The organism is Streptomyces sp. Mut1, from assembly GCF_030719295.1.
Classification (GTDB): Bacteria; Actinomycetota; Actinomycetes; order Streptomycetales; family Streptomycetaceae; genus Streptomyces; species Streptomyces castrisilvae.
Genome location: NZ_CP120997.1, coordinates 2,489,466 through 2,513,120, shown reverse-complemented (window position 1 = coordinate 2,513,120; position 23,655 = coordinate 2,489,466). Strand labels below are relative to the sequence as shown.

Genomic DNA, 23,655 nt, shown 5'->3' with positions numbered 1-23,655 from the left:
GGAGCTTCATCGCGTTGCAGAGACGCCCAACCTGGCGGACATCGCCGTCAGGTTGGAATCAGCTCCCTGCTGCTGCCATGGATCACCCTGTTGGCGAGTTCGAAGGAGGAGTCCTCATCGTCGGCTCCTGAAGCTGCTGTGAATCGAGCCATCGGTGAAGTCGATGACCGCCAGAGGGTCCTCTCCGGCCCAGTGCCTGAGGTCGTGGGCTGGGGCCCTTTCAATGATGTCTTGACTTGATCGGTGAGGTTTTGCTTGGTGTCCGGATCAAGTTTACCGAGCCCTTGGTGTCGACCATGAAGGTCCGGAAATCGGCGCCGGAGTGTTCCAGTTGCTGCATGCTGTCAAATAGAGAAAGGGTCACCCCGCATCCCGCGCACAGCACGGCGGTGACCGCGATTCCCGCGAACACCTTGCCCAACCGCTCATCGGCGGTTCGCCGTGCGCGTCCGGCGCCGAACAGCAAGGCGTCCCGCATTCGCCGACGGCGTACTCCCACCGACTCCAGCAGTTGACTGTCGTAATCCCGTGCCATGCGCCCCCCCTTGCCGCTGCAACCTATGTCAGTGCCAGTGATCGGGACACGTCAGGGTGGCCGAATCGGGGGCACCGCGGCCGCATCCGTGGTCACCCCTGCCGCAGCGCGAGCCACAACTCCGTGCGTACGTCCATGGCGTCGAGGTCCACCCCCAGCAACTCCCCGCACCGCGCGATCCGCTGGCGGACGGTGTTGCGGTGCACGGACAGGGCCACCGCTGTCCGGTCCCAGCTGCCGTGCAGGGAGAGCCAGCAGCGCAGGGTCTCGGCGAGCGGCGCGGTGAGCGGGGCGAGGAGGGCGCGGGCGTGGGCGGCGGCCGGGCCGGGCGGGAGCAGGGCGGCGAGGCCGGTGACCGGGGTCTCCGTGTGCAGCGGGGCGCGGGTCGCCTCGGCGTGGCGCAGCGCGCGGGCCGCCCCCGTGTCGGCCTCGGCGAGATCGGCGGCGGGGCGGGGAGCGGAGGCGCCGAGCGTCCATCCGGGCTGCGGGGCCGCCGTACGGCCCCCGGGGAGCAGGACCCGCACGGGTGCGGGGCGCGCGCCCGCGCCGGAGGCGGGCCCCTCCGACCCCGAGCCGCTCCCGCCCCGGTCGTCCCCCGCACCCCCACCCGCACCGGCCGGGCGCCCGTCCCCCGCACCCCCACCCACACCGGCCGGCCGCCCGCCCCCCGCGCCCCCGCCGCCGTCCACCAGCCCCGACCCCAGCGCCGCCCCCAGCGCCTCCGCCGTGAAGTGGTCCGTCGGGGTGCCGTCCGTGCGGTGGGCGTGCACCACCGTCCACGGGGCTTCGCCGAGCAGCGGGGACACCTCGTCGGGGGTGGCCCCGAGCAGCAGGCGGGTGAGGGCCGTCGAGCGGGCGGCGGCGGGCGCGCCCCGGTGGGGGGCCGTGAGGAGGGCGAGCAGGACCGCGGCGATGCCCGCGACCGTGTGGTCGCCGGGCCGGCGGTGGGGGGTCGCGAGTGTGAGGGCCGGCTGTTCGGCGCCGCCCAGGGGGTACGCGAGCAGGTGGACGCCGTCGACCGTGTCCGTGGCGGAGGCGGGGGCGCCCGGACCCTCCCGCGCGACGAGGCGGGCCAGGCGTCCGAGCGCGTCGGTCACCCCGGGGGCCGGGCGCGGGCCCGCCGCGTGCAGTTCGTCGCCGTCCGCCGTCATCAGGGCGGCCCGGCCGTCGAGCCGGCCCGCCAGCCGGCGCAGCACCTCCGGTACCGGGTCCGGGCGGGCCGCCGCGGCGGCCAGGGCCTGCTGGGCGCGGGTCACCCGGCGCAGCTCGCGCTCCCGGGTGGCGGCCATCAGCCCCCACACCGCCCGCGCGACCGCGGTGAACGGGGTCCCGGGGTCCACCTCGACCAGCGGCATCCCGTGCCGGTCGCACGCCGCCACCAGCCCCGGCGGCACCGCCTCGTGCACCGGCCGCACCCCGAAGCCGAGCGCCGCCGCCCCCGCCTCCACCAGCCGGGCCACATACGCGTCCGGGTCGGTCAGCAGCACCCCGGCCGTCAGCAGCAGCTCGCCGCCGAGCAGGTACGGGTAGGGGTCGGCCATCTCCGACGCGTGCACCCACAGCACCTCCGCCTCGCCCGGACCCGCGATCAGCCGCAGCCCCAGTTCCTCGCGCGCCAGCAGCTCGGCCAGCCGCACGGGCGGGGCCGGGGGAGGGGAGGAGGGGGAGGGCAGCGGGGAGGGGGCAGAGGACGAGGGCGGGGGCGGGGTTGGGGGCGGGGTTGACATGGATGGTTCGTCCGTTTCTTGGGGGCGGAGTGGAGGAAACGTACACTTCAGTGCGGGCCCCGGGCCACCTAGCGTCTCCTCGGCACCCCGCACACCGAAGGAAGGGCAACCCCCACCATGAGCAGCAACGAAGCCCCGCGCGGCCCCGTCGACTCCTCCCGCGTCCCTCGGTACGCCGGGCCCGCGACGTTCGCGCGGCTGCCCCGCCTGGACGAGGTCGGCACGGCGGACGTCGCCGTCGTCGGGGTGCCGTTCGACTCGGGCGTCTCCTACCGGCCCGGCGCCCGCTTCGGCGGCAACGCGATCCGGGAGGCCTCGCGGCTGCTGCGGCCCTACAACCCGGCGCAGGACGCCTCGCCGTTCGCCCTCGCGCAGGTCGCCGACGCCGGGGACATCGCGGCCAACCCCTTCAACATCGAGGAGGCCGTGGAGACCGTCGAGGCCGCGGCGGACGAGCTGCTGGCCACGGGGGCCCGGCTGATGACCCTCGGCGGCGACCACACCATCGCGCTGCCCCTGCTGCGTTCGGTCGCCAAGAAGCACGGCCCGGTCGCGCTGCTCCACTTCGACGCCCACCTCGACACCTGGGACACCTACTTCGGCGCCGCCTACACCCACGGCACGCCGTTCCGCCGGGCCGTCGAGGAGGGCGTCCTCGACACCTCGGCGCTCTCCCACGTCGGCACGCGCGGCCCGCTCTACGGGAAGCAGGACCTCACCGACGACGCCAAGATGGGCTTCGGGATCGTCACCTCCGCCGACGTCATGCGGCGCGGCGTCGACGAGGTCGCCGACCAACTGCGGCAGCGCATCGGGGACCGGCCGCTGTACATCTCCATCGACATCGACGTACTGGACCCGGCGCACGCCCCCGGCACCGGCACCCCCGAGGCCGGCGGCCTCACCTCCCGTGAGCTGCTGGAAATCGTGCGCGGCCTGTCCTCCTGCCATCTGGTCTCCGCCGACCTGGTCGAGGTGGCGCCCGCGTACGATCACGCGGAGATCACCTCGGTCGCCGCCTCGCACACCGCGTACGAGCTGACGACGATCATGACCCGACAGATCGCGGAGGCCCGGCACCAGTGAGTCACGACCACCACGACGAGCGGCCCGCGCTCACCCCCGCGCAGATCGAGGCCGCACTGAACCCCCCACCGGGGCGCAACGGCGGCGACCTCGTCGTCGAGACGCTGCGGGGGCTCGGCGCGACCACCGTGTTCGGGCTGCCCGGACAGCACGCGCTGGGACTGTTCGACGCGCTGCGCCGCTCGTCCCTCGACTACGTGGGCCTGCGCGTCGAGAACAACGCGGGCTTCGCCGCCGACGCCTACGGGCGTGTCACCGGCGAGGTCGCCCCGCTGTTCCTGTCGACCGGGCCCGGCGCCCTGACCTCGCTCGCCGCGCTCCAGGAGGCGGCGGCCGCGTCGGCGCCCGTGCTCGCGGTGTCCAGCCAGATCCCGCTCCGGGGCCTGGGCGGCGGGCGCCACGGCCATCTGCACGAGCTGCGCGACCAGCAGGCGTCGTTCCGGGACGTCGTGAAGTCCGTCCACACCGTGCGGACCGCCTCGCAGATCCCGTCCGCGATCGGCGCCGCCTGGGAGTCCGCGCTGACGGCCCCGCACGGCCCCGTCTGGGTCGAGATCCCGCAGGACGTCCTGGAAGCGGCCACGGCGCTGCCCGTCGTCTCCGGCCTGGACGCCACCCCGCGCGAACTGCACGCCCGCCCCGAACTCGTCGCCGTGGCCGCCCACCTGCTGTCGCGGGCCGAGCGCCCGGTGATCGTCGCGGGCGGCGGAGTCGTACGTTCCGACGCGTCCGGCAAGCTGCGCGCGCTCGCCGAGCGGCTCGACGCCCCGGTCGTGACCACGTACGGCGGCAAGGGGGCCTTCCCCTGGGAGCACCCGCTCTCGCTCCAGTCCTGGGTGGAGGACAGGCACGTCACGGACTTCCTGGAGGACGCCGACGTCCTGCTCGTCGTCGGCTCCGGGCTCGGTGAACTCTCCTCCAACTACTACACGTTCGCCCCGCGCGGCCGGGTCGTCCAGATCGAGGCCGATGCCGGGAAGCTGGAGGCCAACCACCCGGCGCTCGGCATCCACGCCGACGCCCGCGACGCGCTCGCCGACCTGATCGAGACGGTCGCCCCGCGCGAGGACCCGGCCGCCGCCGAGCGCGTCGCCGGGGTCCTCGCCCGCGTACGGGAGCGGATCGCCGGCCAGGGCCGCGACCTGGAACAGAGCCTCCTGACCGCGATCCGCACCGCCCTGCCCGACGCGTCGCCCAGCTTCTGGGACATGACGATCCTCGGCTACTGGGCGTGGGCCGCCTTCGACGCGCGCCGCCCGAACACCATGCACTCCGCCCAGGGCGCGGGCGGCCTCGGCTACGCCTTCCCGGCGGCGCTCGGCGCGGCGGTGGCCGACCCGACCCGGCCGGTGCTCGCGGTCTCCGGCGACGGCGGCGCGATGTACTCGATCGCCGAACTCGCCACCGCCCGCCAGTACGGCCTGCCGGTCACCTGGCTCATCGTGGACGACGGCGGCTACGGCATCCTGCGCGAGTACCTCACCGGCGCCTTCGGCGAGACCACCGCGACGGAACTGGCCCGCCCGGACTTCGCCGCCCTCGCCGAGTCCTTCGGCGTCCCGGCGGTCCGTACGGCCCCCGAGACGCTCGCCGCCGACCTGGCCGAGGCGTTCGCGCGGCCGGGCCCCTCGGTCGTCGTACTCCCGGCTGTGCTGAAGATGTTCGAGCCGACCCACCTGTAGATGGCGCCTGTAGGCTCCCCGGACCTGCCGGCGCGCACAACTTTCCCGCCGTCCGTGAGTCATCTCTGACGGGGCGCGCCGGGGGGCCGCCCGCAGGAAACGCTCAGGGGGAATCGCACCATGACCACGTCCCGTATACCGGCGCGCGCCCGCGCCGCGCTCTGTGCCGCCGTCGCGACCGGGGTCCTCGCCCCCGTGGTGATCGGCGCGGCGCCCGCGTCGGCCGCCACCGCGCAGGTGAGCTGCGCCTCCGGCCGGGCCGGGCTCGCCGCCCAGCTGTCGAAGGACATCACCGCCGCGCTCAAGGGCCGCGCGTCGACCGTGTCGGTCGCGCTCTACGACCGGACCACCAGGACCACGTGCACGCTGCGCGCCACCTCGAAGTACGACTCCGCGAGCGTCGTGAAGGCCACCGTCCTGGCCACGCTGCTCTGGGACAACGCCAAGAACAACCGCTACCTCACCCAGCGCGAGACGGACCTCACCACCAAGATGATCACCAAGTCCGACAACGACGCGACCACCAGCCTGTGGAAGCAGCTCGGCGTCGGCAAGATCAACGCCTTCCTCAAGGCGGCCGGGATGACCCACACCGTGCCCGGCTCCGGCGGCTACTGGGGCCTGACCCAGATCACCGCCCAGGACGAGCAGCGGTTGCTGACCCTGCTCACCTCGAAGAACTCCGTGCTCAGCGACAGCGCCCGCTCCTACCAGCTCGGGCTGATGAAGAAGGTCGTCTCCTCGCAGCGCTGGGGCACCCCGGCCGGTGCCCTCACCGGGACCACCGTCCAGGTCAAGAACGGGTGGCTCCAGCGCGCCACGCACGGCTGGCGGGTGCACAGCATCGGCGCCTTCACCGGCAACGGCCACGACTACGCACTGACCGTGCTCACCCAGGACAACAAGACGATGAACGAAGGCGTCAACACCATCGAGGCCGTCGCCCGTGCGGTCCACAAGGACCTCAACCCGCGCATCATGCACCCCAGGGTCTTCACCGTCCCCGCCGCCCCGCAGGAAGCCCTCCCGCCGGTCCCGGAGGCCCCCGCCGGCCGCATGCTCACCGCGAAACCGCGCTAGGCCCTGTCCGTACGGGACCTACGACCAAGGTCCCGTATTTGTTAACGCGGGATGAAATCCGCAGCCCACCGCGTTGGTGCCTTCCGTCGGGTCAGGTCGAACGGGAGGCACCGGGTGGCGGACGCACAGGAGACGGGGCGCGGGCAGCGGGGCGGCTGGGCGCGGAGACTGAGCGGCTATGCCTGGCGCTACCGGCGCAACGTCCTGCTGGCGCTCGGCTCGTCACTCGGCGGGATGGCCGTCATGGCCCTCGTCCCGCTCGTCACCAAGGTGATCATCGACGATGTGGTCGTCGGACACACCCGCTCCCTGGCCGTCTGGACCGGCCTGCTGATCGCGGCGGCGGCCCTCGTCTACGCCTTCACCTACGTCCGCCGCTACTACGGCGGCCGGCTCGCCCTCGACGTCCAGCACGACCTGCGGACCGGCATGTACGGGACGATCAGCCGGCTCGACGGCAGACGGCAGGACGAACTGTCCACCGGGCAGGTCGTCGGACGCGCCACCAGCGACCTCCAGCTGATCCAGAGCCTGCTCTTCATGCTCCCGATGACCATCGGGAACGTCCTGCTCTTCCTGATCTCCCTGGTCATCATGGCGTGGCTGTCCCCGCTGCTGACCCTCGTCGCCGTGGCCGTCGCCCCCGCCCTCTGGTACATCGCCCGCCGCTCCCGCACCCGCCTCTTCCCCGCCACCTGGTACGCCCAGTCGCAGGCCGCCGCCGTCGCCGGGGTCGTGGACGGGGCCGTCTCCGGCGTCCGTGTCGTCAAGGGCTTCGGGCAGGAGGACCAGGAGACCGGCAAGCTGCGCGAGGTCGGGCGCAAGCTGTTCGCCGGCCGGATGCGCACCATCCGGCTCAACTCGCGCTACACCCCCGCCCTCCAGGCCGTCCCCGCGCTCGGCCAGGTCGCGATGCTCGCCCTCGGCGGCTGGCTCGCCACCCGGGGCGAGATCACCCTCGGCACGTTCGTCGCGTTCTCCACGTACCTCGCCCAGCTCGTCGGCCCGGTCCGGATGCTCGCCATGGTCCTCACCGTCGGCCAGCAGGCCCGCGCCGGCGTGGAACGCGTACTCGAACTCATCGACACCGAGCCCACCCTGAAGGACGGCACCAGGGAACTGCCCGCCGACGCCCCGGCGAGCGTCGAGTTCGAGGACGTGCGCTTCGGGTACGCCACGCCGCGCTCCGCCCCCGCCGGTGACGAGGACCTCGGAGGCGGAGCCGAGACGCGGCGCCCGGTCCTCGACGGCTTCTCGCTGACCGTCGAACCCGGCGAGACCGTCGCCGTCGTCGGCGCCTCCGGCAGCGGCAAGTCCACCGTCTCGCTGCTGCTGCCCCGCTTCTACGACGTCTCGCACGGCGCGGTCCTCGTCGGCGGCCACGACGTGCGCGAGCTGACCCTCGACTCGCTGCGGGCCGCCATCGGACTCGTCCCCGAGGACAGCTTCCTGTTCTCCGACACCGTCCGCGCCAACATCGCCTACGGCCTCCCCGGCGCCACCGACGAGCAGATCGAACAGGCCGCACGCTCCGCCCAGGCCCACCGCTTCATCGCCGAGCTGCCGAACGGCTACGACACCAAGGTCGGCGAGCACGGACTCACCCTCTCCGGCGGCCAGCGCCAGCGCGTCGCGCTCGCCCGCGCCATCCTCACCGACCCCCGCCTGCTCATCCTGGACGACGCCACCTCCGCCGTGGACGCCCGCGTCGAGCACGAGATCCACGAGGCGCTGCGTCAGGTGATGGCGGGCCGCACCACTCTGCTCATCGCCCACCGCCGCTCCACCCTGAACCTCGCCGACCGGATCGCCGTCCTGGACAACGGCCGCCTCGCCGACCTCGGCACCCACGAGGAGTTGGAGCGCCGCTGCGCGCTCTACCGGCGCCTGCTCACCGACCCGGACGAGCTCGGCACCACCTCACCCGGGCACCGGCCCGTCGCCGCCCCCGAGGACCCCGAGCAGGAGCGCGCCCTCCTGGAGGAGATCGACGCCGAGTTCGACGCCGGGCGCGGCATCACCCCCGAACTGTGGATCCGTACGGGGGAGGAACGCAGCACCGATGCGGCTGGCATGCCCGCGACGCCCGAACTGCTCGCCCAGGTCGACGCCCTGCCCCCGGCGGACGACACCCCGGAGGTGGACGAGGCCCGTGCGGTCCGCGCCGAGGACTCCTACGGGCTGCGCAGGCTGCTGCGCGGCTTCGGGCTGCCGCTGCTGGTGAGCCTCGGCCTGGTGGCCGTGGACGCCGGGGCGGGGCTGCTGCTCCCGGTGCTGATCAGGAACGGCATCGACGACGGGGTCACCAAGCTGGCCCTGGGCGCGGTCTGGGCGGCGTCCGCCGTCGCCCTCGGCGTCGTCCTCGTGCAGTGGGCGGCCCAGATCGGCGAGACCCGGATGACCGGCCGCACCGGCGAGCGGGTGCTCTACGCGCTGCGGCTGAAGATCTTCGCGCAGCTCCAGCGTCTCGGCCTGGACTACTACGAGCGCGAACTGACCGGCCGCATCATGACCCGGATGACGACGGACGTGGACGCGCTGTCCACGTTCCTCCAGACCGGCCTGGTCACCGCCTTCGTCTCCGTCGTCACCTTCCTCGGCATCATGGTCGCGCTGCTGGTCCTCGATGTGGGACTGGCCCTCGTCGTCTTCGCGACCCTGCCGCTCCTCGTGGTCGGGACCGTCTTCTTCCGCCGCAAGAGCGTCAAGGCGTACGAACTGGCCCGGGAACGGATCGGCGTCGTCAACGCCGACCTCCAGGAGTCGGTCGCCGGGCTCAGGATCGTGCAGGCGTTCCGGCGCGAGCGGGACGGCGCCGACCGCTTCGTCGCGCGCAGCGACGAGTACCGCCGGGCCAGGGTCCGGGGGCAGTGGCTGATCTCGGTGTACTTCCCGTTCGTCCAGCTGCTGTCGTCGGTGGCCGCGGCGGCCGTGCTGATCGTCGGCGCGGGCCGGGTCGACAACGGCACGCTCACGACCGGCGCGCTGGTCGCCTACCTGCTCTACATCGACCTGTTCTTCGCGCCCGTCCAGCAGCTTTCCCAGGTCTTCGACGGCTACCAGCAGGCCGCCGTCTCCCTCGGCCGCATCCAGGAACTCCTCCAGGAACCGGAGTCCACCGCCGGCCGGGGCGAGGCGCGCGAGGTGGAGTCGCTCAGCGGCGAGATCGCCTTCGAGGACGTGTCGTTCGCGTACGGCGGCGAGGAGGCCGCGCTCAGCGGTGTCGACCTGCGCATCCCGGCGGGGCAGACCGTCGCGTTCGTCGGCGAGACCGGGGCCGGGAAGTCGACCCTGGTCAAGCTCGTCGCCCGGTTCTACGACCCGACGGGCGGCCGGATCACGGCGGACGGCACCGACCTGCGCGAACTCGACCGCACCGCGTACCGCCACCGGCTCGGCGTCGTACCGCAGGAGGCGTACCTCTTCTCCGGGACGGTCCGGGACGCCATCGCCTACGGGCGGCCGGAGGCCACCGACACGGAGGTGGAGGCGGCCGCCAGGGCGGTCGGCGCGCACGACATGATCGCGACGCTGGACGGCGGCTACCTCCACGAGGTCGCCGAGCGCGGCCGCAACCTCTCGGCCGGGCAGCGCCAGCTGATCGCGCTGGCCCGCGCCGAACTGGTCGACCCCGACATCCTGCTGCTGGACGAGGCCACCGCGTCCCTCGACCTCGCCAGCGAGGCCCAGGTCAACCGGGCCACCGACCGGCTCGCGGGGCGGCGCACCACCCTCGTCGTCGCCCACCGCCTGACCACGGCCGCGCGCGCCGACCGGGTCGTGGTGATGGACCACGGCCGGGTCGTGGAGGACGGCACGCACGACGAACTCCTCGCCCTGGACGGGCACTACGCGGTGCTGTGGCGCACCTTCATAGGGGAGGACGAGCCGGCGGGCGTGTGAACCGCCGGGGCTCTGCTCGCGGATACGGCCTACTCGCGGATGGCGGAGACCTTCCCGGTCGCCAGGTCCGAGCGCACGTTCAGGTAGGTGTAGGTGGGGTTGTCCGGGGAGCCCCAGGTGAGGCGGACCGTGGACCAGGTGTGTCCGGCGCCGCTGTCGCCCGAGGTGACCCGGTAGGCGGCCGGGACGTCCTGGGCGCGCAGGACGCCGTCGGCGTGGTTGGCCGCCTCCCAGTCGGCGAGCCTGGAGCGCAGCGCCGGCGTGAGGTAGAAGCTCCGCAGCGCGGTGGCGAGGGAGCCGCCGTCCTCGGCGGACACGGCGTCGATGTAGGCCCCGTAGAAGTGGTCGACGAGCCGGGAGTCCTGGGTGGCCACCTCGTCGCCGGCCGGCGCCGCCGCGGTCGTCCCGCGCGGGGTGGCCGCGGCTGCCGGTACGGCGACGGCAACGGCGGCCAGGAGCGCGGAGGCGAGCAGCGTACGGCCGACGGCACGCCGGGCGCGGGGGCGCCGGGCGGAGCTGGTGCGGGTCATGGCGGTTCCTGCCTTTCGTGACGGTCTGTCCTGTCCGGCTCCATGGTGGGGCGCTGGGGCCGCCGGGGAGACCGAGCGCGCCGGGTGCAACCTCCGGATGGCGTCCCGCGTCGTAGGCAGGTACACGCATATGCGTCCAGGTGTCGGGTAGGGGCGCGAATGTTCGATGAGGCTATGGGGCTGCTGTGACCAGAGGGACCGAAGGACATGCCCGGGGCGTGCGGCGCGGGGTGTGCCGCCGCTTTGTGGTCCTCTCCCTGGCCACCGCCTTCGCACTGGTGATCGGCGGGGCGGTCGCGGACAGCGCGGATGCCGCCTCGGTCTGCGCGGGACGGCCCCGTAAGACGGTGAAGTTCGCGACGGGGGAGCTGCGGGTCTACAAGTCGCGCGCCTATGCCTGCGCCACCGCCGTCGCCGCGAAGCCCGGCAAGCGCCGCTCCATGTCGGTGACGATCCAGCCGCGCGGCGGCCACCCCGTCACCGACAGCGGCAGCTTCACGCAGCTGGCGGGCCCGGTGACCGTCCACGCGCTGAACCGGTGCGTGCGGGTCTCCGGGAAGATCGCCGGGAAGAGCGCGAGTACGGGCTGGATCCTGTGCTGACCGGGTGACATGTTCCGGGCCCCGGCAACGGGGTCTGGTGCCCCCGGGGTTGCCCCGCTAGGTTCACGGCGTCAATGGTGATCTCAGGGGAGGACGTGCATGCATGCGTAAGGCGCTCAGAGGAATCCTGTCGCTCGCGGTGCTCATCGGCACGGTGAGCGCGACGGGTGCCTCGGCCGGGGCGGCCACCGCCGCCGAGCCGGCCGCGCTCCGTACCGCCGCAGGTGACAGCGGGACGAGCACGGACATCAAGGACCGCATCCTGGCCATCCCGGGCATGAGTCTCATCGAGGAGAAGCCCTACGCTGGTTACCGCTACTTCGTCCTCAACTACACCCAGCCGGTCGACCACCGCCACCCGTCCAAGGGCACGTTCCAGCAGCGCGTCACCCTGCTGCACAAGGACACCTCCCGCCCCACGGTCTTCTACACGGGCGGCTACAACGTCTCCACCAGCCCCAGCCGTTCGGAGCCGACGCGGATCGTGGACGGCAACCAGGTCTCCCTGGAGTACCGTTTCTTCACCCCCTCGCGCCCCTCGCCCGCCGACTGGTCCAAGCTCGACATCCGGCAGGCCGCCGACGACCAGCACCGGGTGTTCACCGCGCTCAAGCGGATCTACTCCAAGAACTGGCTGACCACCGGCGGCTCCAAGGGCGGCATGACCGCCACCTACTACGAGCGCTTCCACCCGAAGGACATGGACGGCGTCGTCGCCTATGTCGCGCCCAACGACGTCGTCAACAACGAGGACTCGGCCTACGACCGGTTCTTCGCGAACGTCGGCACCAAGGAGTGCCGCGACAAGCTGAACGGAGTGCAGCGCGAGGCGCTGGTCCGCCGCGCGCCGCTGGAGGAGAGGTACGCGCGATACGCGGCCGACAACGGCTACACCTTCGACACGGTCGGCACCCTCGACAAGGCGTACGAGGCCGTCGTCATGGACTACATCTGGGCGTTCTGGCAGTACAGCCTGCTCGCCGACTGCGACGCGATCCCGGCCGACGCCGAGCACGCGAGCGACCAGGCGATCTGGGACTCCGTCGACTCGATCTCGGGATTCTCCGCCTACGCCGACCAGGGCCTGGCCAACTACACGCCGTACTACTACCAGGCGGGCACCCAGCTCGGCTCGCCCGACATCAAGCAGCCCTGGCTCGGCAATCTGAGCCGCTACGGCTACCAGCCGCCGCGCACCTTCGTGCCCCGCTCCATCCCGATGAGGTTCCAGCCCCAGGTGATGCGCGACATCGACACCTGGGTCAGGCACCACGCCGCCCACATGCTGTACGTCTACGGCGAGAACGACCCGTGGGGCGCGGAGCGCTTCCGGCTCGGGGCGGGCGCCCGTGACAGCTACGTCTTCACCGTGCCCGGCGGGAACCACGGCTCGAACGTGGCCGGTCTGGTCCCCTCCGAGAACGCCACGGCCACCGCGGCGATCCTGCGCTGGGCGGGCGTCGCCCCGGCCGCCGTCCAGCAGGACGAGTCGAAGGCGAAGCCCCTCGCGAAGTTCGACGCGCGGCTCGACAACAAGGAGCTGACGACCGACCACCGCCTCGGCGTCAGGCGCCCTTAGCGCCCTCCCGCCCCGGCGTCAGGCGCCCTTAGCGCCCTCCCGCCCCGGCGGCCGTCGTCGTACGGCCGCCGGGGCGGGGACGCCTCAGTACTTCAGCCCGTAGCCCACCGGGTACAGCACCTTCGAGGGGTCGTCCGCGCGCTGCACCGGCACCGGCAGCTTCCCCTCCGGCCGCGCCCGGCCCGCGATCACCCGGGCCGCCGCGCGCAGTTCGACATCGGTCCAGGAGTACGCGGCCAGGTGCGCCGCGTGCCCGGTCCCGGCCAGCTGGGCGATGTCGTACGGGTTGCGGATGGCCAGCGTGATCACCGGCACGCCCGTCGCGGCCAGCGCGCTGACCAGCGTCCGCTGCGAGCTGGTCGCCGAGACGTTGTACGTCCCCACGACCACCGCGTCCTTGCCCTGCGCCGCCGCCACCGCCGCGTCGATGTCCGCCTGGGCGGGCGCGGTGCCGGTGGACAGGGCGGTCGCCCGGTACCCCAGCTCGTCGAACGCCTCCGCCAGCGTGGTCGTCGGCGGCCCCGTCGTGCCCGAGGGGGAGGCCGGGTCGGCGCCCACCACCAGCAGGTTCCGGTGCGAGCGGCGCGACAGCGGCAGCAGCCGGCCCTCGTTGGCCAGCAGGGTGGTGGTGTGCTCGGCGATCCGGTCGGCGGCGGCCAGGTGCGCCCGGGTGCCGACCGTACGGTCCACCCCGCGCCCGGTGACGAACGGCGAGTCGAAGAGCCCCAGCTTCGTCTTCAGCCGCAGGACGCGCAGGATCGATTCGTCGAGCCGGGCCTCGCTGACCTCGCCGCTCTTGACGGCCTCCAGCAGGGCGTTCCAGGAGACGTCCAGGCTCGGCGGGTTGAGCAGCTGGTCGACGCCCGCCTGGAGGGCCAGGACCGGCACCCGGTCGTCGCCGTACTTCGTCCGCACGCCCTCCATGCCCAGCGAGTCGGTGACCACGACGCCGTCGTAGCCCAGCTCCTCGCGCAGGATGCCGGTGAGGATCGGCCGGGACAGCGTCGCCGGGTCCTCGGAGGGGTCGAGCGCCGGAACCACGATGTGCGCCGTCATGATCGAGTCGATGCCGGCGGCGATGGCGGCCCGGAACGGCGGCGCGTCCAGCTCCGCCCACTGCTCGCGGGTGTGGTTGATGACCGGCAGGCCGGTGTGGCTGTCGGTGCTCGTGTCGCCGTGGCCGGGGAAGTGCTTGGCCGTGGAGGCGACCCCGCCGCTCTGGTACCCCTTCACCTGCGCGGCGACCATACCGGCCACGGACTGCGGGTCCGAGCCGAAGGACCGTACGCCGATGACCGGGTTGGCCGGGTTCACGTTGACGTCCGCGTCCGGCGCGTAGTTCTGCCGGATCCCGATCGCGGCCAGCTCGGCGCCGGCGATCTGCCCGGCCCTGCGGGCGTCGGAGCGCGAACCGCCCGCGCCCAGCGCCATCGCGCCCGGCATCAGCGTGGCGGGCTCGCCGACGCGGCAGACGATGCCGTGCTCCTGGTCGGTGGAGATCAGCAGCGGCAGAGAGGTCGGGCCCGCGAGACCGGCGCGCTGGATGCCGTTGGAGAGGTCGGCGATCTGGTGCGGGTCGCGGGTGTTGTTCGCCCAGGAGAAGTAGATGATGCCGCCCACGTGGTACTTGGCGATCATCTCGGCCGCCGTGCGCACCCCGATCTCGGCGAGGTTGGAGTCGATGTCGGCCTGGTCCGGGTCGGTGGCGGAGTGCCCGTAGACCCGCATGACGAAGAGCTGGCCGATCTTCTCCTCCAGGCTCATCCGGGAGATGAGCCGCTTCAGCCGCCGGGTCGTGGCGGCGGAGGTGTGGCTGCTGTGCGCGGAGCCCTGCGAGGCGAGGGCCCCGGGGGCTGCCGCCACGCCCGTGGCCGCCGCGACGGCGGTGGCGGCGGTGGCGGTGAGAAGGGTGCGTCTGGAGGTGCGGTGGTGCACGTGAGCTCCTTCGGCCGTGCTCGGTGACGAGGGGGTGGTGAAAGAAACTTCCAAGGAGCACGGATATCCAGAAAATAACTTCCGGTCAAGAGCGCGGACCGTTTTCAGCGCGTCCCTGCCCGTCGTCGCCCGTCGCCCGTCGCCCGTCGCCCGTCGCCCGTTGCCCGTCGCCGCGTACGCCTGCGGCTCGTCCGCCCCCGGCCCCGCGGCTCATCCCTGTCGCAGCCCCGCGCCCGCCCCGAGCGCCTGGAGCGCCGGCACCGCCGCCGTGGTCGCGGGCCTGCGGGCCCGCTCGACTTCATGGTCCGGGTCTCGACCGTGCCCGTGCTGCCGCTGGTCTTCGGGGGTTGGGGCCGCGCCGCCCCGCCCCGGAATCGGCCCCCGCCGGAAAGGGGTTACTGCTTGGGCGCGCCCAGCCGCAGCAGGTGCGCGCGCCCCGCGTCCAGCAGCCCCGGCAGCTCGGCCGCGTGCGGGTACCAGCGCTTCTCGTACTCCCAGCAGACCCAGTCGTCCGCGGCCGGGGTGTCCAGGCACGCCCGCAGCGGCAGCACCCCCGCGCCCAGCGCCACCGGAGTGGTGTCCTCGGCCGACACGACGTCCTTCACCTGTACGTATCCCAGGTGTGGGGCCAGCACCGCGTGACTGGCCACCGGCTCCTCGCCCGCCAGCCAGGTGTGCAGGACGTCCCACAGCGCGCCGACGCTCTTGTGCCCCACCGTGCCGGCGACCCGGGCCACGTCGGCCCCCGCCCGGTGCGAGTCATGGGTCTCAAGGAGCACCCGCACGCCCAGATCGGCGGCGTACGGGGCGGCCGCGCCCAGCCGGCGCGCGGCGATGGCGTCGGCCTGGGCCGGGTCTTGGCCGCCGCCGCCGGGGAAGACCCGGACGTTCGGCGCGCCCAGGTCGCGGGCCAGCTCGGTCAGCGCGGCCAGCTCGTCCAGGACCGGCTGGTCCTCGCCCTCGGCGGCGACCTTCGCGTACCCCGCCACGGTCAGGATCTCGACCCCGCCGCGCTCGAACAGGGCGCGCACGGCGGCCCGTTCGGAAGCGGAGAGCCCCAGGTGCACCGGCTCCTCGGGGTGGGCGCGCAGCTCCACCCCCTGGTAGCCGTGCGCGGCGGCCAGCCGGACGACCTCGGGCATGGGCAGCCCCGGAACCCCGAGGGTGGAGAAAGCGAGCTTCACGTGCGAGTTCCTTCCGTCGGTGCGTTCCGCCGCAGCCTATGAGGGGCCGCCGCGCCGTCCGCGTACCCGGCGACCGGTGGTCTCATCCCCGGGGCGCGGCCGTCGAACCGCGCACCATCAGCTCGGCCGGGACCAGCGCGATGCCGCCGGGCGGCGGGTTCTCCTTGCCCATGGCCAGCCGGCCGGCGCGCGCCCCCGCCTCGAAGAGCGGCAGCCGCACGGTCGTCAGGGCCGGGACCACGTCCACCGAGAACGGCAGGTCGTCGAAGCCGGCCACCGAGATGTCCTCGGGGATGCGCAGCCCCCGGTCGCGGATCGCCGCGGCGGCGCCCAGCGCCACCGTGTCGTTGGCGGCGACGACGGCGGTGATCTCCGGTTCGCGGCGCAGCAGTTCGACGGTGGCGTCGTAGCCGGACCTGCGGTCGTACGAGCCGTGCACGGTCAGCCGGTCCTCGTCGCCGCACAGCCCCGACCCGCGCATCGCCTCGCGGTGGCCCTCCAGGCGGTGGCGGGTCGTGGTGCGTTCCAGTGGGCCCGCGACATAGCCGATGCGGCGGTGGCCCAGGGAGAGCAGGTGCTTGGTCAGCATCCGGCCGCCGCCCTGGTTGTCGAAGGCGAGCGCGGCCACCACGGCCGCCCCGTCCGGCAGCGGGGGCCGCCCGCACAGCACGACCCGGGTGCCCGCGTCCGCGAGCCTGGCGAGCTTCGCGGCCATCGCCGTCTGGTACGCCGGGTCCTCCACCGCGCCCCCGGTGAGCACGACGGCGGCGGCGCGCTGGCGCTGGAGCAGGGTGAGGTAGGTGAGTTCGCGGTCGGGGGAGCCGCCGGTGTTGCAGACGACGGCCAGCTTCTCGCCGCCCGCCCGGCCCGAGCCGTCGCCCGGACCGCCGATCTCGGACTGCGCCGCGCCCGCCATGATCCCGAAGAACGGGTCGGCGATGTCGTTGACGAGGATGCCGACGAGGTCGGATGTGGCGGCGGCCAGGGCGCTGGCCTGCCCGTTCAGCACGTAGTCGAGGTCGTCCACCGCACGCAGCACCCGCTCCCTGGTGGCCGCTGCCACCGGGTAGTTGCCGTTCAGCACACGGGAGACGGTGGCCGGGGACACCCGGGCGCGGGCCGCCACGTCCGCCAGCGTGACTGTCATCGCATTCCTCCGTGGAGTGGTGAGGGGGCCGGGACCAATCAGGGCGCCCCCTCTTGTCCGGGCCGCTGTCGGCAGGCTAGCGTCATCCCGAATAGAAAGCGCTTGCTACGGCTGTACGGAGGGAACTTTCGTGACACGCAGGACAGTGCGCATCGCCATGAACGGCGTCACGGGGCGCATGGGATACCGGCAGCACCTGGTGCGCTCGATCCTCGCGATCCGCGAGCAGGGCGGCCTCGACCTCGGCGACGGCGAGGTGCTGTGGCCGGAGCCGGTCCTCGTCGGCCGCCGCGCCCACGCGCTGGAGGAGCTGGCCGCGCGGCACGGGCTGACGGAGTGGTCCACGGACCTGGACGCGGTGCTCGCGGACGAGACCGTCGACATCTACTTCGACGCCCAGGTCACCTCGGCCCGGGTGGAGGCGATCAAGAAGGCCGTGGCCGCCGGCAAGCACATCTACACCGAGAAGCCCACCGCCACGGACGTCGAGGGCGCCCTCGACCTGGCCCGGCTGGCGCAGGAGGCGGGCATCAAGCACGGCGTCGTCCAGGACAAGATCTTCCTGCCGGGCCTGCTGAAGCTGAAGCGCCTCATCGACGGCGGCTTCTTCGGCGAGATCCTCTCCGTGCGCGGCGAGTTCGGCTACTGGGTCTTCGAGGGCGACTGGCAGGAGGCCCAGCGCCCCTCCTGGAACTACCGCGCCCAGGACGGCGGCGGCATCGTCGTGGACATGTTCCCGCACTGGGAGTACGTGCTGCACGAGCTGTTCGGCCGGGTCACCACCGTCCAGGCCCACGTCCAGACCCACATCCCCGAGCGCCGGGACGAGCACGGCAGGCCGTACGCGGCGACCGCCGACGACGCCGCCTACGGCATCTTCCAGCTCCAGGGCGGCGCCGTCGCCCAGATCAACTCCTCCTGGGCGGTCCGGGTCAACCGCGACGAGCTGGTCGAGTTCCAGGTCGACGGCACGCACGGCTCCGCCGTCGCCGGCCTGCGCAACTGCCGCGTCCAGCACCGCTCGGTCACCCCCAAGCCGGTCTGGAACCCGGACCTCCCGGTCACCGAGTCCTTCCGCGACCAGTGGCAGGAGGTCCCGGACAACGCCGCCTTCGACAACGGCTTCAAGGCCCAGTGGGAGCTGTTCCTGCGCCACATCGTGCTGGACGAGCCCTACACCTGGGACCTGATGGCCGGCGCCCGGGGCGTGCAGCTCGCCGAGCTGGGCCTGAAGTCCCACGCGGAGGGCCGCCGTCTCGACGTACCGGAGCTGACCCTGTGACCAGCCCTCTCCCCCAGGGATCACCGGAGGCAACCCCATGACCATCCACCTCCCGCAGGGCCCGTACGAACCCCGGGCCACCCCGCTCGCCCTGGCCCCGGCCGCGACGCCGCTCGCCTCCCGTACGGTCTTCTCCGCCGCCCATGTCGTCGCCGACCCGTACGCCGACGCGGGACCCGGCTCACCGGCCGCCGTCGACTGGGACGCCACGCTCGCCTTCCGCCGCCACCTCTGGTCGCACGGCCTGGGCGTCGCCGAGGCGATGGACACCGCGCAGCGCGGCATGGGCCTGGACTGGGCGGGCGCCGAGGAACTGATCCGCCGCTCGGCAGCCGAGGCGAAGTCGGCCGGCGGCCGGATCGCCTGCGGTGTCGGCACGGACCAGCTGCCCCCGGGCCCGGCCACCCTCGCCGAGGTGCGTTCCGCGTACGAGGAGCAGCTCGCCGTCGTGGAGGAGAGCGGCGCCCAGGCCATCCTGATGGCCTCCCGCGCCCTCGCGGCGGCGGCGAAGGGCCCGCAGGACTACCTGGAGACGTACGCCCACCTGCTGCGCCAGGCCACCGAGCCGGTCGTCCTGCACTGGCTCGGCCCGATGTTCGACCCGGCCCTCGAAGGCTACTGGGGCTCCGCCGACCTCGACCGGGCCACCGACACCTTCCTTGAGGTCATCGCGGAACACCCCGACAAGGTCGACGGCATCAAGATGTCCCTGCTCGACGCGGACCGCGAGATCGACGTGCGCCGCCGGCTGCCGGGCGGGGTGCGCTGCTACACCGGGGACGACTTCAACTACCCCGAGCTGATTGCCGGCGACGACCGGGGCTTCAGCCACGCGCTGCTCGGCATCTTCGACCCGCTGGGCCCGCTCGCCGCGCACGCGGTACGGGTGCTGGACACGGGTGACACGAAGGGCTTCCGCGAACTGCTCGACCCCACGGTCGAGTTGTCCCGGCACCTCTTCAAGGCGCCGACCCGGTTCTACAAGACGGGCGTGGTGTTCCTGGCCTGGCTGGCCGGCCACCAGGACCACTTCACGATGGTGGGCGGCCTCCAGTCGGCCCGCTCCCTGCCGCATCTGGCCAAGGCGTACGAACTCGCCGACCGGCTGGGCCTGTTCCCCGATCCGGAGCTGGCCGAGTCCCGGATGCGCGCGTTCCTCACGGTCAACGGAGGCACCCGATGAGCGACGGCCGTCTCTCCATCAACCAGGAGACCGTCAAGCAGTGGTCGCTGCCCGAGCTGGCCGAGGGCTGCGCCAAGGCGGGCATCGACAAGGTGGGCCTGTGGCGGGCCCCGGTCCAGGAGTACGGCGTCGAGCGCACCGCCCGGCTCCTCTCCGACCACGGCCTCTCCGTCACCAGCCTGTGCCGGGGCGGCTTCCTCACCGCCCTCGACCCGGCGGAACGGGCCCGCGCCCTGGACGACAACCGCGCCGCGATCGAGGAGGCGGCGGGCGTGGCCACGGACACCCTGGTCCTGGTCTCGGGCGGCCTGCCGGAGGGCAGCAAGGACCTGTACGGCGCCCGCGAACGCATCGCGGACGCCCTGGCCGAGCTGGCCCCCTACGCGGCCGAGCGCGGGGTCCGCCTGGCCATCGAGCCGCTGCACCCGATGTTCGCGTCGGACCGGTGCGTGGTCTCGACGCTCTCCCAGGCCCTCGACCTCGCGGAGCGCTTCCCCGCCGAACAGGTCGGCGTGGTGGTCGACACGTACCACCTCTGGTGGGACGACCGGGCCCCCGCCCAGATCGCGAGGGCCGGCGCGACCGGCCGCGTCCACTCCTTCCAGCTCGCCGACTGGATCACCCCGCTCCCGGCGGGCGTCCTGCTGGGACGCGGCCAACTGGGCGACGGCAGCGTGGACTTCAGGGCGCTGCGTACGGCGGTGGAGGCGACCGGCTTCGACGGCCCGATCGAGGTGGAGATCTTCAACGAGGCGCTGTGGGCGCGCGACGGCGCCGAGGTCGTGGCCGAGGTGGCCGCCCGCTACGCGGAGCACGCCTGCTGAACCCGTCCTCCACCCGGGGCCCGGCTGTGCGGTCCGGGCCCCGGGGGAGGGCGGCCCTACATGGCGGGCGCCTCGATGGTGACCGGCTCACCGAGGTCGTAGAAGTGCTGCGACACGGTCTTGGGCGCCCCTCCCGTGTGCGAGGTGGACTGGGCGCCCACCGGGGTCCCGTCGTCCTCGATCCACAGGATGTACTCGGTCATCTCCGCGCCCCGGTAGTCGAAGTGCGCCGCGTTGGTGATGCGCCAGGCGTGGGTGTCCTTGCCGTTCTCCAGCGAGATCAGGGCCTTCTCGGTGTCGACCTTCCAGGTCGCGAACGTCCCGACGATGTCCGAGACGACCTGCGGGTCGGAGAGCGTCCGGTACTTCCCGCCCAGCTCGGCGTCCATCGCCTCCTTGGAGTCGCTCTTCTCCCAGACCCCGTCGGACTTGATCCACTCCTCGCCGCCCAGCGAGACGAACGAGTTCTTGGCGCGCGACCCGTCCGCCCCGTCGACGTCCCCCGCCAGCGCCGGATCGTCCCCGACCCGGAACCGGGTGGTGCCCGACCGGTCCGCGTTGAGCATGTACTCGGTCCCCGTGCCGTAGGCCGCGAACGCGGCGGTCACACACGCCGCCAGGTCCTTGCCGGCGAGCTTCTTGTCCGACGCCAGTCCCAGGCTCGCGCACTCGGCCGGCTCCACGTACTCGGTCGCCTCGCTCTCCTGCGGTGCGGGGGAGGACGCGACCGCGGAGGGGGACGCGGCCGGCGACGAGGCAGCGGGCCCCGCCGCGTCCGTGTCCGGGTCGTCGGACGAGCAGCCTGTGAGGAGAGCGGCGCCAACCGCGGTGACCGTGAAGGCTGTTATGAGGTGCTTCGATCTACCCATGGCCGGGATGGTAGCGGGCCCGGGGCCCTCTTGACGGAGGGGGTGGATTGCCGCTTCGCTGACGGCGAATCACCCCCACACTCCATCGGCCCCACCGGAGGATTCCCGATGCCCCTCGCCCCGCCCTCCCCTCACCGCCCCGCCCTACGCGCCCTGTTGGCCGCGTCCCTCGCCGCCGTGCTGGCCCTCGGCGCGCTCTCCGCCGCCCATGCGGCCGGTGCGCCGGACACCTCGGCGGCGGCGCAGCTCTGCAACAAGCACTGCGACGCCCTCGACCCCGCGAGCGCGACCGGCGACCGGGTCCCGGTCACCGCCTCCCTCTACGGGCGTTCCATCGCCCTGCACCTCTCCGACAACGATGTCATGGGCTGGGCCTCCATCGACGGGGGAACCGGCGGCGACCAGGTCTGGCTGGACCGCTCCTTCGACGGCGGCCGCACCTGGGCCTCCGGCAGCAAGCTCGGCGCCACCGCGGTCCCCGACGGCCGGACCGGCTGGCGGTCGCAGATGTACAACGTGGACGACTGGAACACGGGCGGCATCGGCGCCCTCCGCGCCTGCGGGAAGGCGGGCGACCGGGCGGAGATCGCCTGCACGGACTGGGCCCGCGTCGACTGGAACGCCGGCAGCCGGAGCACGGCCGCGGCGACGGCCCTGATGATGAACTACGACCGCAACACCGGGAAGTTCGCCGGCTGGTGGACCTCGGCCACCGCGCTCACCTCGCTGATCGACAACATCCGGATCAGCCACATGCCCAGCTACCAGTACGCCGTCTCCACCACCTACGAGAAGCTCATCCACGACGAGGGCGGCGACTTCACCAACTCCTACCTGGACGACACCGGCTGGTGGGGCCTGGCTTGGGTGGCGGCGTACGACCTGACCGGCGAGCAGCGGTATCTGGACACCGCCCGCAAGGACGCCGACCACATGGCCGCGTACTGGACGGACAAGTGCGGCGGCGGGGTGCAGTGGGCGACCGACAAGCCGTACAAGAACGCCATCACCAACGAGCTGTACATCCAGCTCAGCGCCGCCCTGCACAACCGGATCGCCGGGGACACCACCTATCTGGACCGCGCGAAGGACGGCTGGGACTGGTTCAGGTCCAGCGGCCTGATCAACTCCGGCAACACGATCAACGACGGCCTGAAGGACGACTGCTCCAACAACGGCGACACCACCTGGACGTACAACCAGGGCGTCATCCTCGCCGGCCTCGCCGAACTCGGCCGGGCCACCGGCGACGGATCGCTCCTGGACAGCGCCCGCACCCTCGCCGACACCTCCACGTCCTCCGGCTACCTCAACCCCGGCGGCACCCTCCACGAGCCCTACGAGCCGGACACCGACTGCACCAGCAACGGCGACTCCTTCAAGGGCGCGTACGTCCGGGGCCTCGGCCTCCTCAACAAGGCGCTCCCGGACCACCCGTACAGCGCCTACCTCGACCAGCAGGCCGACACCACGTACGCGCAGAACCGCAACAGCCTCGACCAGTACGGCCCCCACTGGGCCGGCCCGCGCGCCGGCACCGGCAACGGCTGCCAGCACAGCGCACTCGACCTGATGAACGCCGCCCAGGACAGCTGACGCCCTGCTCGTTCCCCCCACACTCGAAGGAATCACCATGCCCGAGATACGCCCTGTCCGACGCGGACGCACCCTGCGCCGCGGCCTGACCGTCGCCCTGTCCACCATCACCTTCGTCCTGGGCGCGGCGGCCATGGCCCACGCCGAGCCGCCGCCCGCCCTCCCCGGCAACGCGGACGAACTGGACCGCACGTTCCAGCCGGCCGTGGACTACGACAAGGACGGCTGCTACGCCACCTCCGCGATCGGCCCCGACGGCACGATCGCCCCCGGTCTCAAACTGGGCGGCGCGGTGAACGGCAACTGCCGGGACCTGTCCGACCTGAACAGCAGCAACACCTACTCCCGCTCCAAGTGCGACAACGACTGGTGCGCCGTCCTCTACACGTACTACTTCGAGAAGGACCAGGCGGCGGACGGCGTCGTCTTCGGCGGCCACCGCCACGACTGGGAACACGTCGTGGTGTGGGTCCACGACAACAAGGCCGAGTACGTGGCCACTTCGCAGCACGGGGGCTTCGCCGTCCACAAGGCGGCCGACGTCCCCTTCGACGGCGCGCACCCCAAGGTCGTCTACCACAAGGACGGCATCGGCACCCACTGCTTCCGCAAGGCCACCGCCAACGACGAACCCCCGGAGAACCACCTCGGCGTCTGGCACTACGCCCCCCTGATCGGGTGGAACGGCTACCCGGACGGCCTGCGGGACAAGCTGGTGTCGGCGGACTTCGGCAGCGCGACGATCGGCATCAGGGACGACCGCTTCATCGACCAGCTGACGAGGGCACTCCCGGCGGACGTACCGTTCGACCCGACGGGCTGAGCGGGGCGGGCCGGGGCGGGTGCACGAGCACCGACCGGCCCGCAGCCGGGCGAGGTCCGACGCATCCTGCCGGGCCTCGCCCCTTCCG

The 23,655-nt window shown here is 72.9% G+C and carries 18 protein-coding genes; 11 read left to right on the top strand and 7 right to left on the bottom strand.

The genetic code is table 11. The features are described from left to right. Positions 1 to 220 precede the first annotated feature (220 nt). Together P8A18_RS10720 and P8A18_RS10715 are read right to left on the bottom strand one after the other, a co-directional pair. Positions 221 to 535 (bottom strand): hypothetical protein, encoded by a 315-nt coding sequence (locus P8A18_RS10720; RefSeq protein WP_306053693.1) that lies wholly within the window; start codon positions 533 to 535, stop codon positions 221 to 223. Between the two features lie 92 nt (positions 536 to 627). Then, complete coding sequence (locus P8A18_RS10715) at positions 628 to 2,262, bottom strand: PucR family transcriptional regulator (RefSeq protein ID WP_306053692.1); 1,635 nt, start codon at positions 2,260 to 2,262, stop codon at positions 628 to 630. 117 nt (positions 2,263 to 2,379) lie between these two features. On the opposite strand from P8A18_RS10715, the gene speB reads away from it, so the two are divergent. From speB to P8A18_RS10695, 4 genes are all read left to right on the top strand, one after another. After that, a complete protein-coding gene (gene speB, locus P8A18_RS10710) occupies positions 2,380 to 3,348 on the top strand; it encodes an agmatinase (protein WP_306053691.1) in 969 nt (322 codons plus the stop codon). Continuing rightward, positions 3,345 to 5,030, top strand: a complete 1,686-nt coding sequence (locus tag P8A18_RS10705) for a thiamine pyrophosphate-binding protein (protein WP_306053690.1) — start codon at positions 3,345 to 3,347, stop codon at positions 5,028 to 5,030. The genes speB and P8A18_RS10705 overlap by 4 nt, the downstream gene beginning before the upstream one ends. 120 nt (positions 5,031 to 5,150) lie before the next feature. Continuing rightward, entirely contained in the window at positions 5,151 to 6,110 is a 960-nt protein-coding gene (locus P8A18_RS10700) for a serine hydrolase (protein WP_306053688.1), read from the top strand. A 114-nt stretch (positions 6,111 to 6,224) separates the two neighbouring features. Beyond that, entirely contained in the window at positions 6,225 to 10,013 is a 3,789-nt protein-coding gene (locus tag P8A18_RS10695) for an ABC transporter ATP-binding protein (protein WP_306053685.1), read from the top strand. A 29-nt stretch (positions 10,014 to 10,042) separates the two neighbouring features. On the opposite strand, the gene P8A18_RS10690 is transcribed toward P8A18_RS10695, so the two are convergent. Continuing rightward, the gene (locus tag P8A18_RS10690; protein ID WP_306053683.1) at positions 10,043 to 10,543 is read right to left on the bottom strand and encodes a hypothetical protein; all 501 of its coding nucleotides are present in this window, start codon (positions 10,541 to 10,543) and stop codon (positions 10,043 to 10,045) included. Between the two features lie 185 nt (positions 10,544 to 10,728). Here P8A18_RS10690 and P8A18_RS10685 point away from each other — a divergent pair, with 185 nt between their 5' ends. Together P8A18_RS10685 and P8A18_RS10680 are read left to right on the top strand one after the other, a co-directional pair. Continuing rightward, entirely contained in the window at positions 10,729 to 11,145 is a 417-nt protein-coding gene (locus P8A18_RS10685; protein WP_360462961.1) for a hypothetical protein, read from the top strand. A gap of 103 nt (positions 11,146 to 11,248) precedes the next feature. Beyond that, entirely contained in the window at positions 11,249 to 12,724 is a 1,476-nt protein-coding gene (locus tag P8A18_RS10680; protein WP_306053681.1) for a S28 family serine protease, read from the top strand. Between the two features lie 84 nt (positions 12,725 to 12,808). Here P8A18_RS10680 and P8A18_RS10675 read toward each other — a convergent pair whose 3' ends face one another. The 3 genes from P8A18_RS10675 to P8A18_RS10665 all read right to left on the bottom strand — a co-directional run bounded on the left by P8A18_RS10675 (position 12,809) and on the right by P8A18_RS10665 (position 16,990). Then, complete coding sequence (locus P8A18_RS10675; RefSeq protein ID WP_306053680.1) at positions 12,809 to 14,659, bottom strand: glycoside hydrolase family 3 protein; 1,851 nt, start codon at positions 14,657 to 14,659, stop codon at positions 12,809 to 12,811. Positions 14,660 to 15,054: 395 nt separating this feature from the next. Beyond that, positions 15,055 to 15,843, bottom strand: a complete 789-nt coding sequence (locus tag P8A18_RS10670) for a sugar phosphate isomerase/epimerase family protein (RefSeq protein ID WP_306053678.1) — start codon at positions 15,841 to 15,843, stop codon at positions 15,055 to 15,057. 82 nt (positions 15,844 to 15,925) lie between these two features. Continuing rightward, entirely contained in the window at positions 15,926 to 16,990 is a 1,065-nt protein-coding gene (locus P8A18_RS10665) for a LacI family DNA-binding transcriptional regulator (protein WP_306053677.1), read from the bottom strand. 130 nt (positions 16,991 to 17,120) lie between these two features. Here P8A18_RS10665 and P8A18_RS10660 point away from each other — a divergent pair, with 130 nt between their 5' ends. From P8A18_RS10660 to P8A18_RS10650, 3 genes are read left to right on the top strand one after another with little or no spacing between them, the layout of a single operon-like run. Continuing rightward, positions 17,121 to 18,272, top strand: a complete 1,152-nt coding sequence (locus P8A18_RS10660) for a Gfo/Idh/MocA family protein (RefSeq protein ID WP_026249826.1) — start codon at positions 17,121 to 17,123, stop codon at positions 18,270 to 18,272. Positions 18,273 to 18,309: 37 nt separating this feature from the next. Beyond that, a complete protein-coding gene (locus P8A18_RS10655; RefSeq protein ID WP_306053676.1) occupies positions 18,310 to 19,455 on the top strand; it encodes a dihydrodipicolinate synthase family protein in 1,146 nt (381 codons plus the stop codon). Continuing rightward, entirely contained in the window at positions 19,452 to 20,279 is an 828-nt protein-coding gene (locus tag P8A18_RS10650) for a sugar phosphate isomerase/epimerase family protein (protein WP_306053674.1), read from the top strand. The genes P8A18_RS10655 and P8A18_RS10650 overlap by 4 nt, the downstream gene beginning before the upstream one ends. Before the next feature lie 56 nt (positions 20,280 to 20,335). On the opposite strand, the gene P8A18_RS10645 is transcribed toward P8A18_RS10650, so the two are convergent. Next, the gene (locus P8A18_RS10645) at positions 20,336 to 21,148 is read right to left on the bottom strand and encodes a hypothetical protein (protein ID WP_306053673.1); all 813 of its coding nucleotides are present in this window, start codon (positions 21,146 to 21,148) and stop codon (positions 20,336 to 20,338) included. A 108-nt stretch (positions 21,149 to 21,256) separates the two neighbouring features. Here P8A18_RS10645 and P8A18_RS10640 point away from each other — a divergent pair, with 108 nt between their 5' ends. Together P8A18_RS10640 and P8A18_RS10635 are read left to right on the top strand one after the other, a co-directional pair. Next, a complete protein-coding gene (locus P8A18_RS10640; RefSeq protein ID WP_306053672.1) occupies positions 21,257 to 22,744 on the top strand; it encodes a glycoside hydrolase family 76 protein in 1,488 nt (495 codons plus the stop codon). Positions 22,745 to 22,781: 37 nt separating this feature from the next. Next, positions 22,782 to 23,567, top strand: a complete 786-nt coding sequence (locus P8A18_RS10635) for an NPP1 family protein (protein WP_306053670.1) — start codon at positions 22,782 to 22,784, stop codon at positions 23,565 to 23,567. Positions 23,568 to 23,655: the final 88 nt, after the last annotated feature.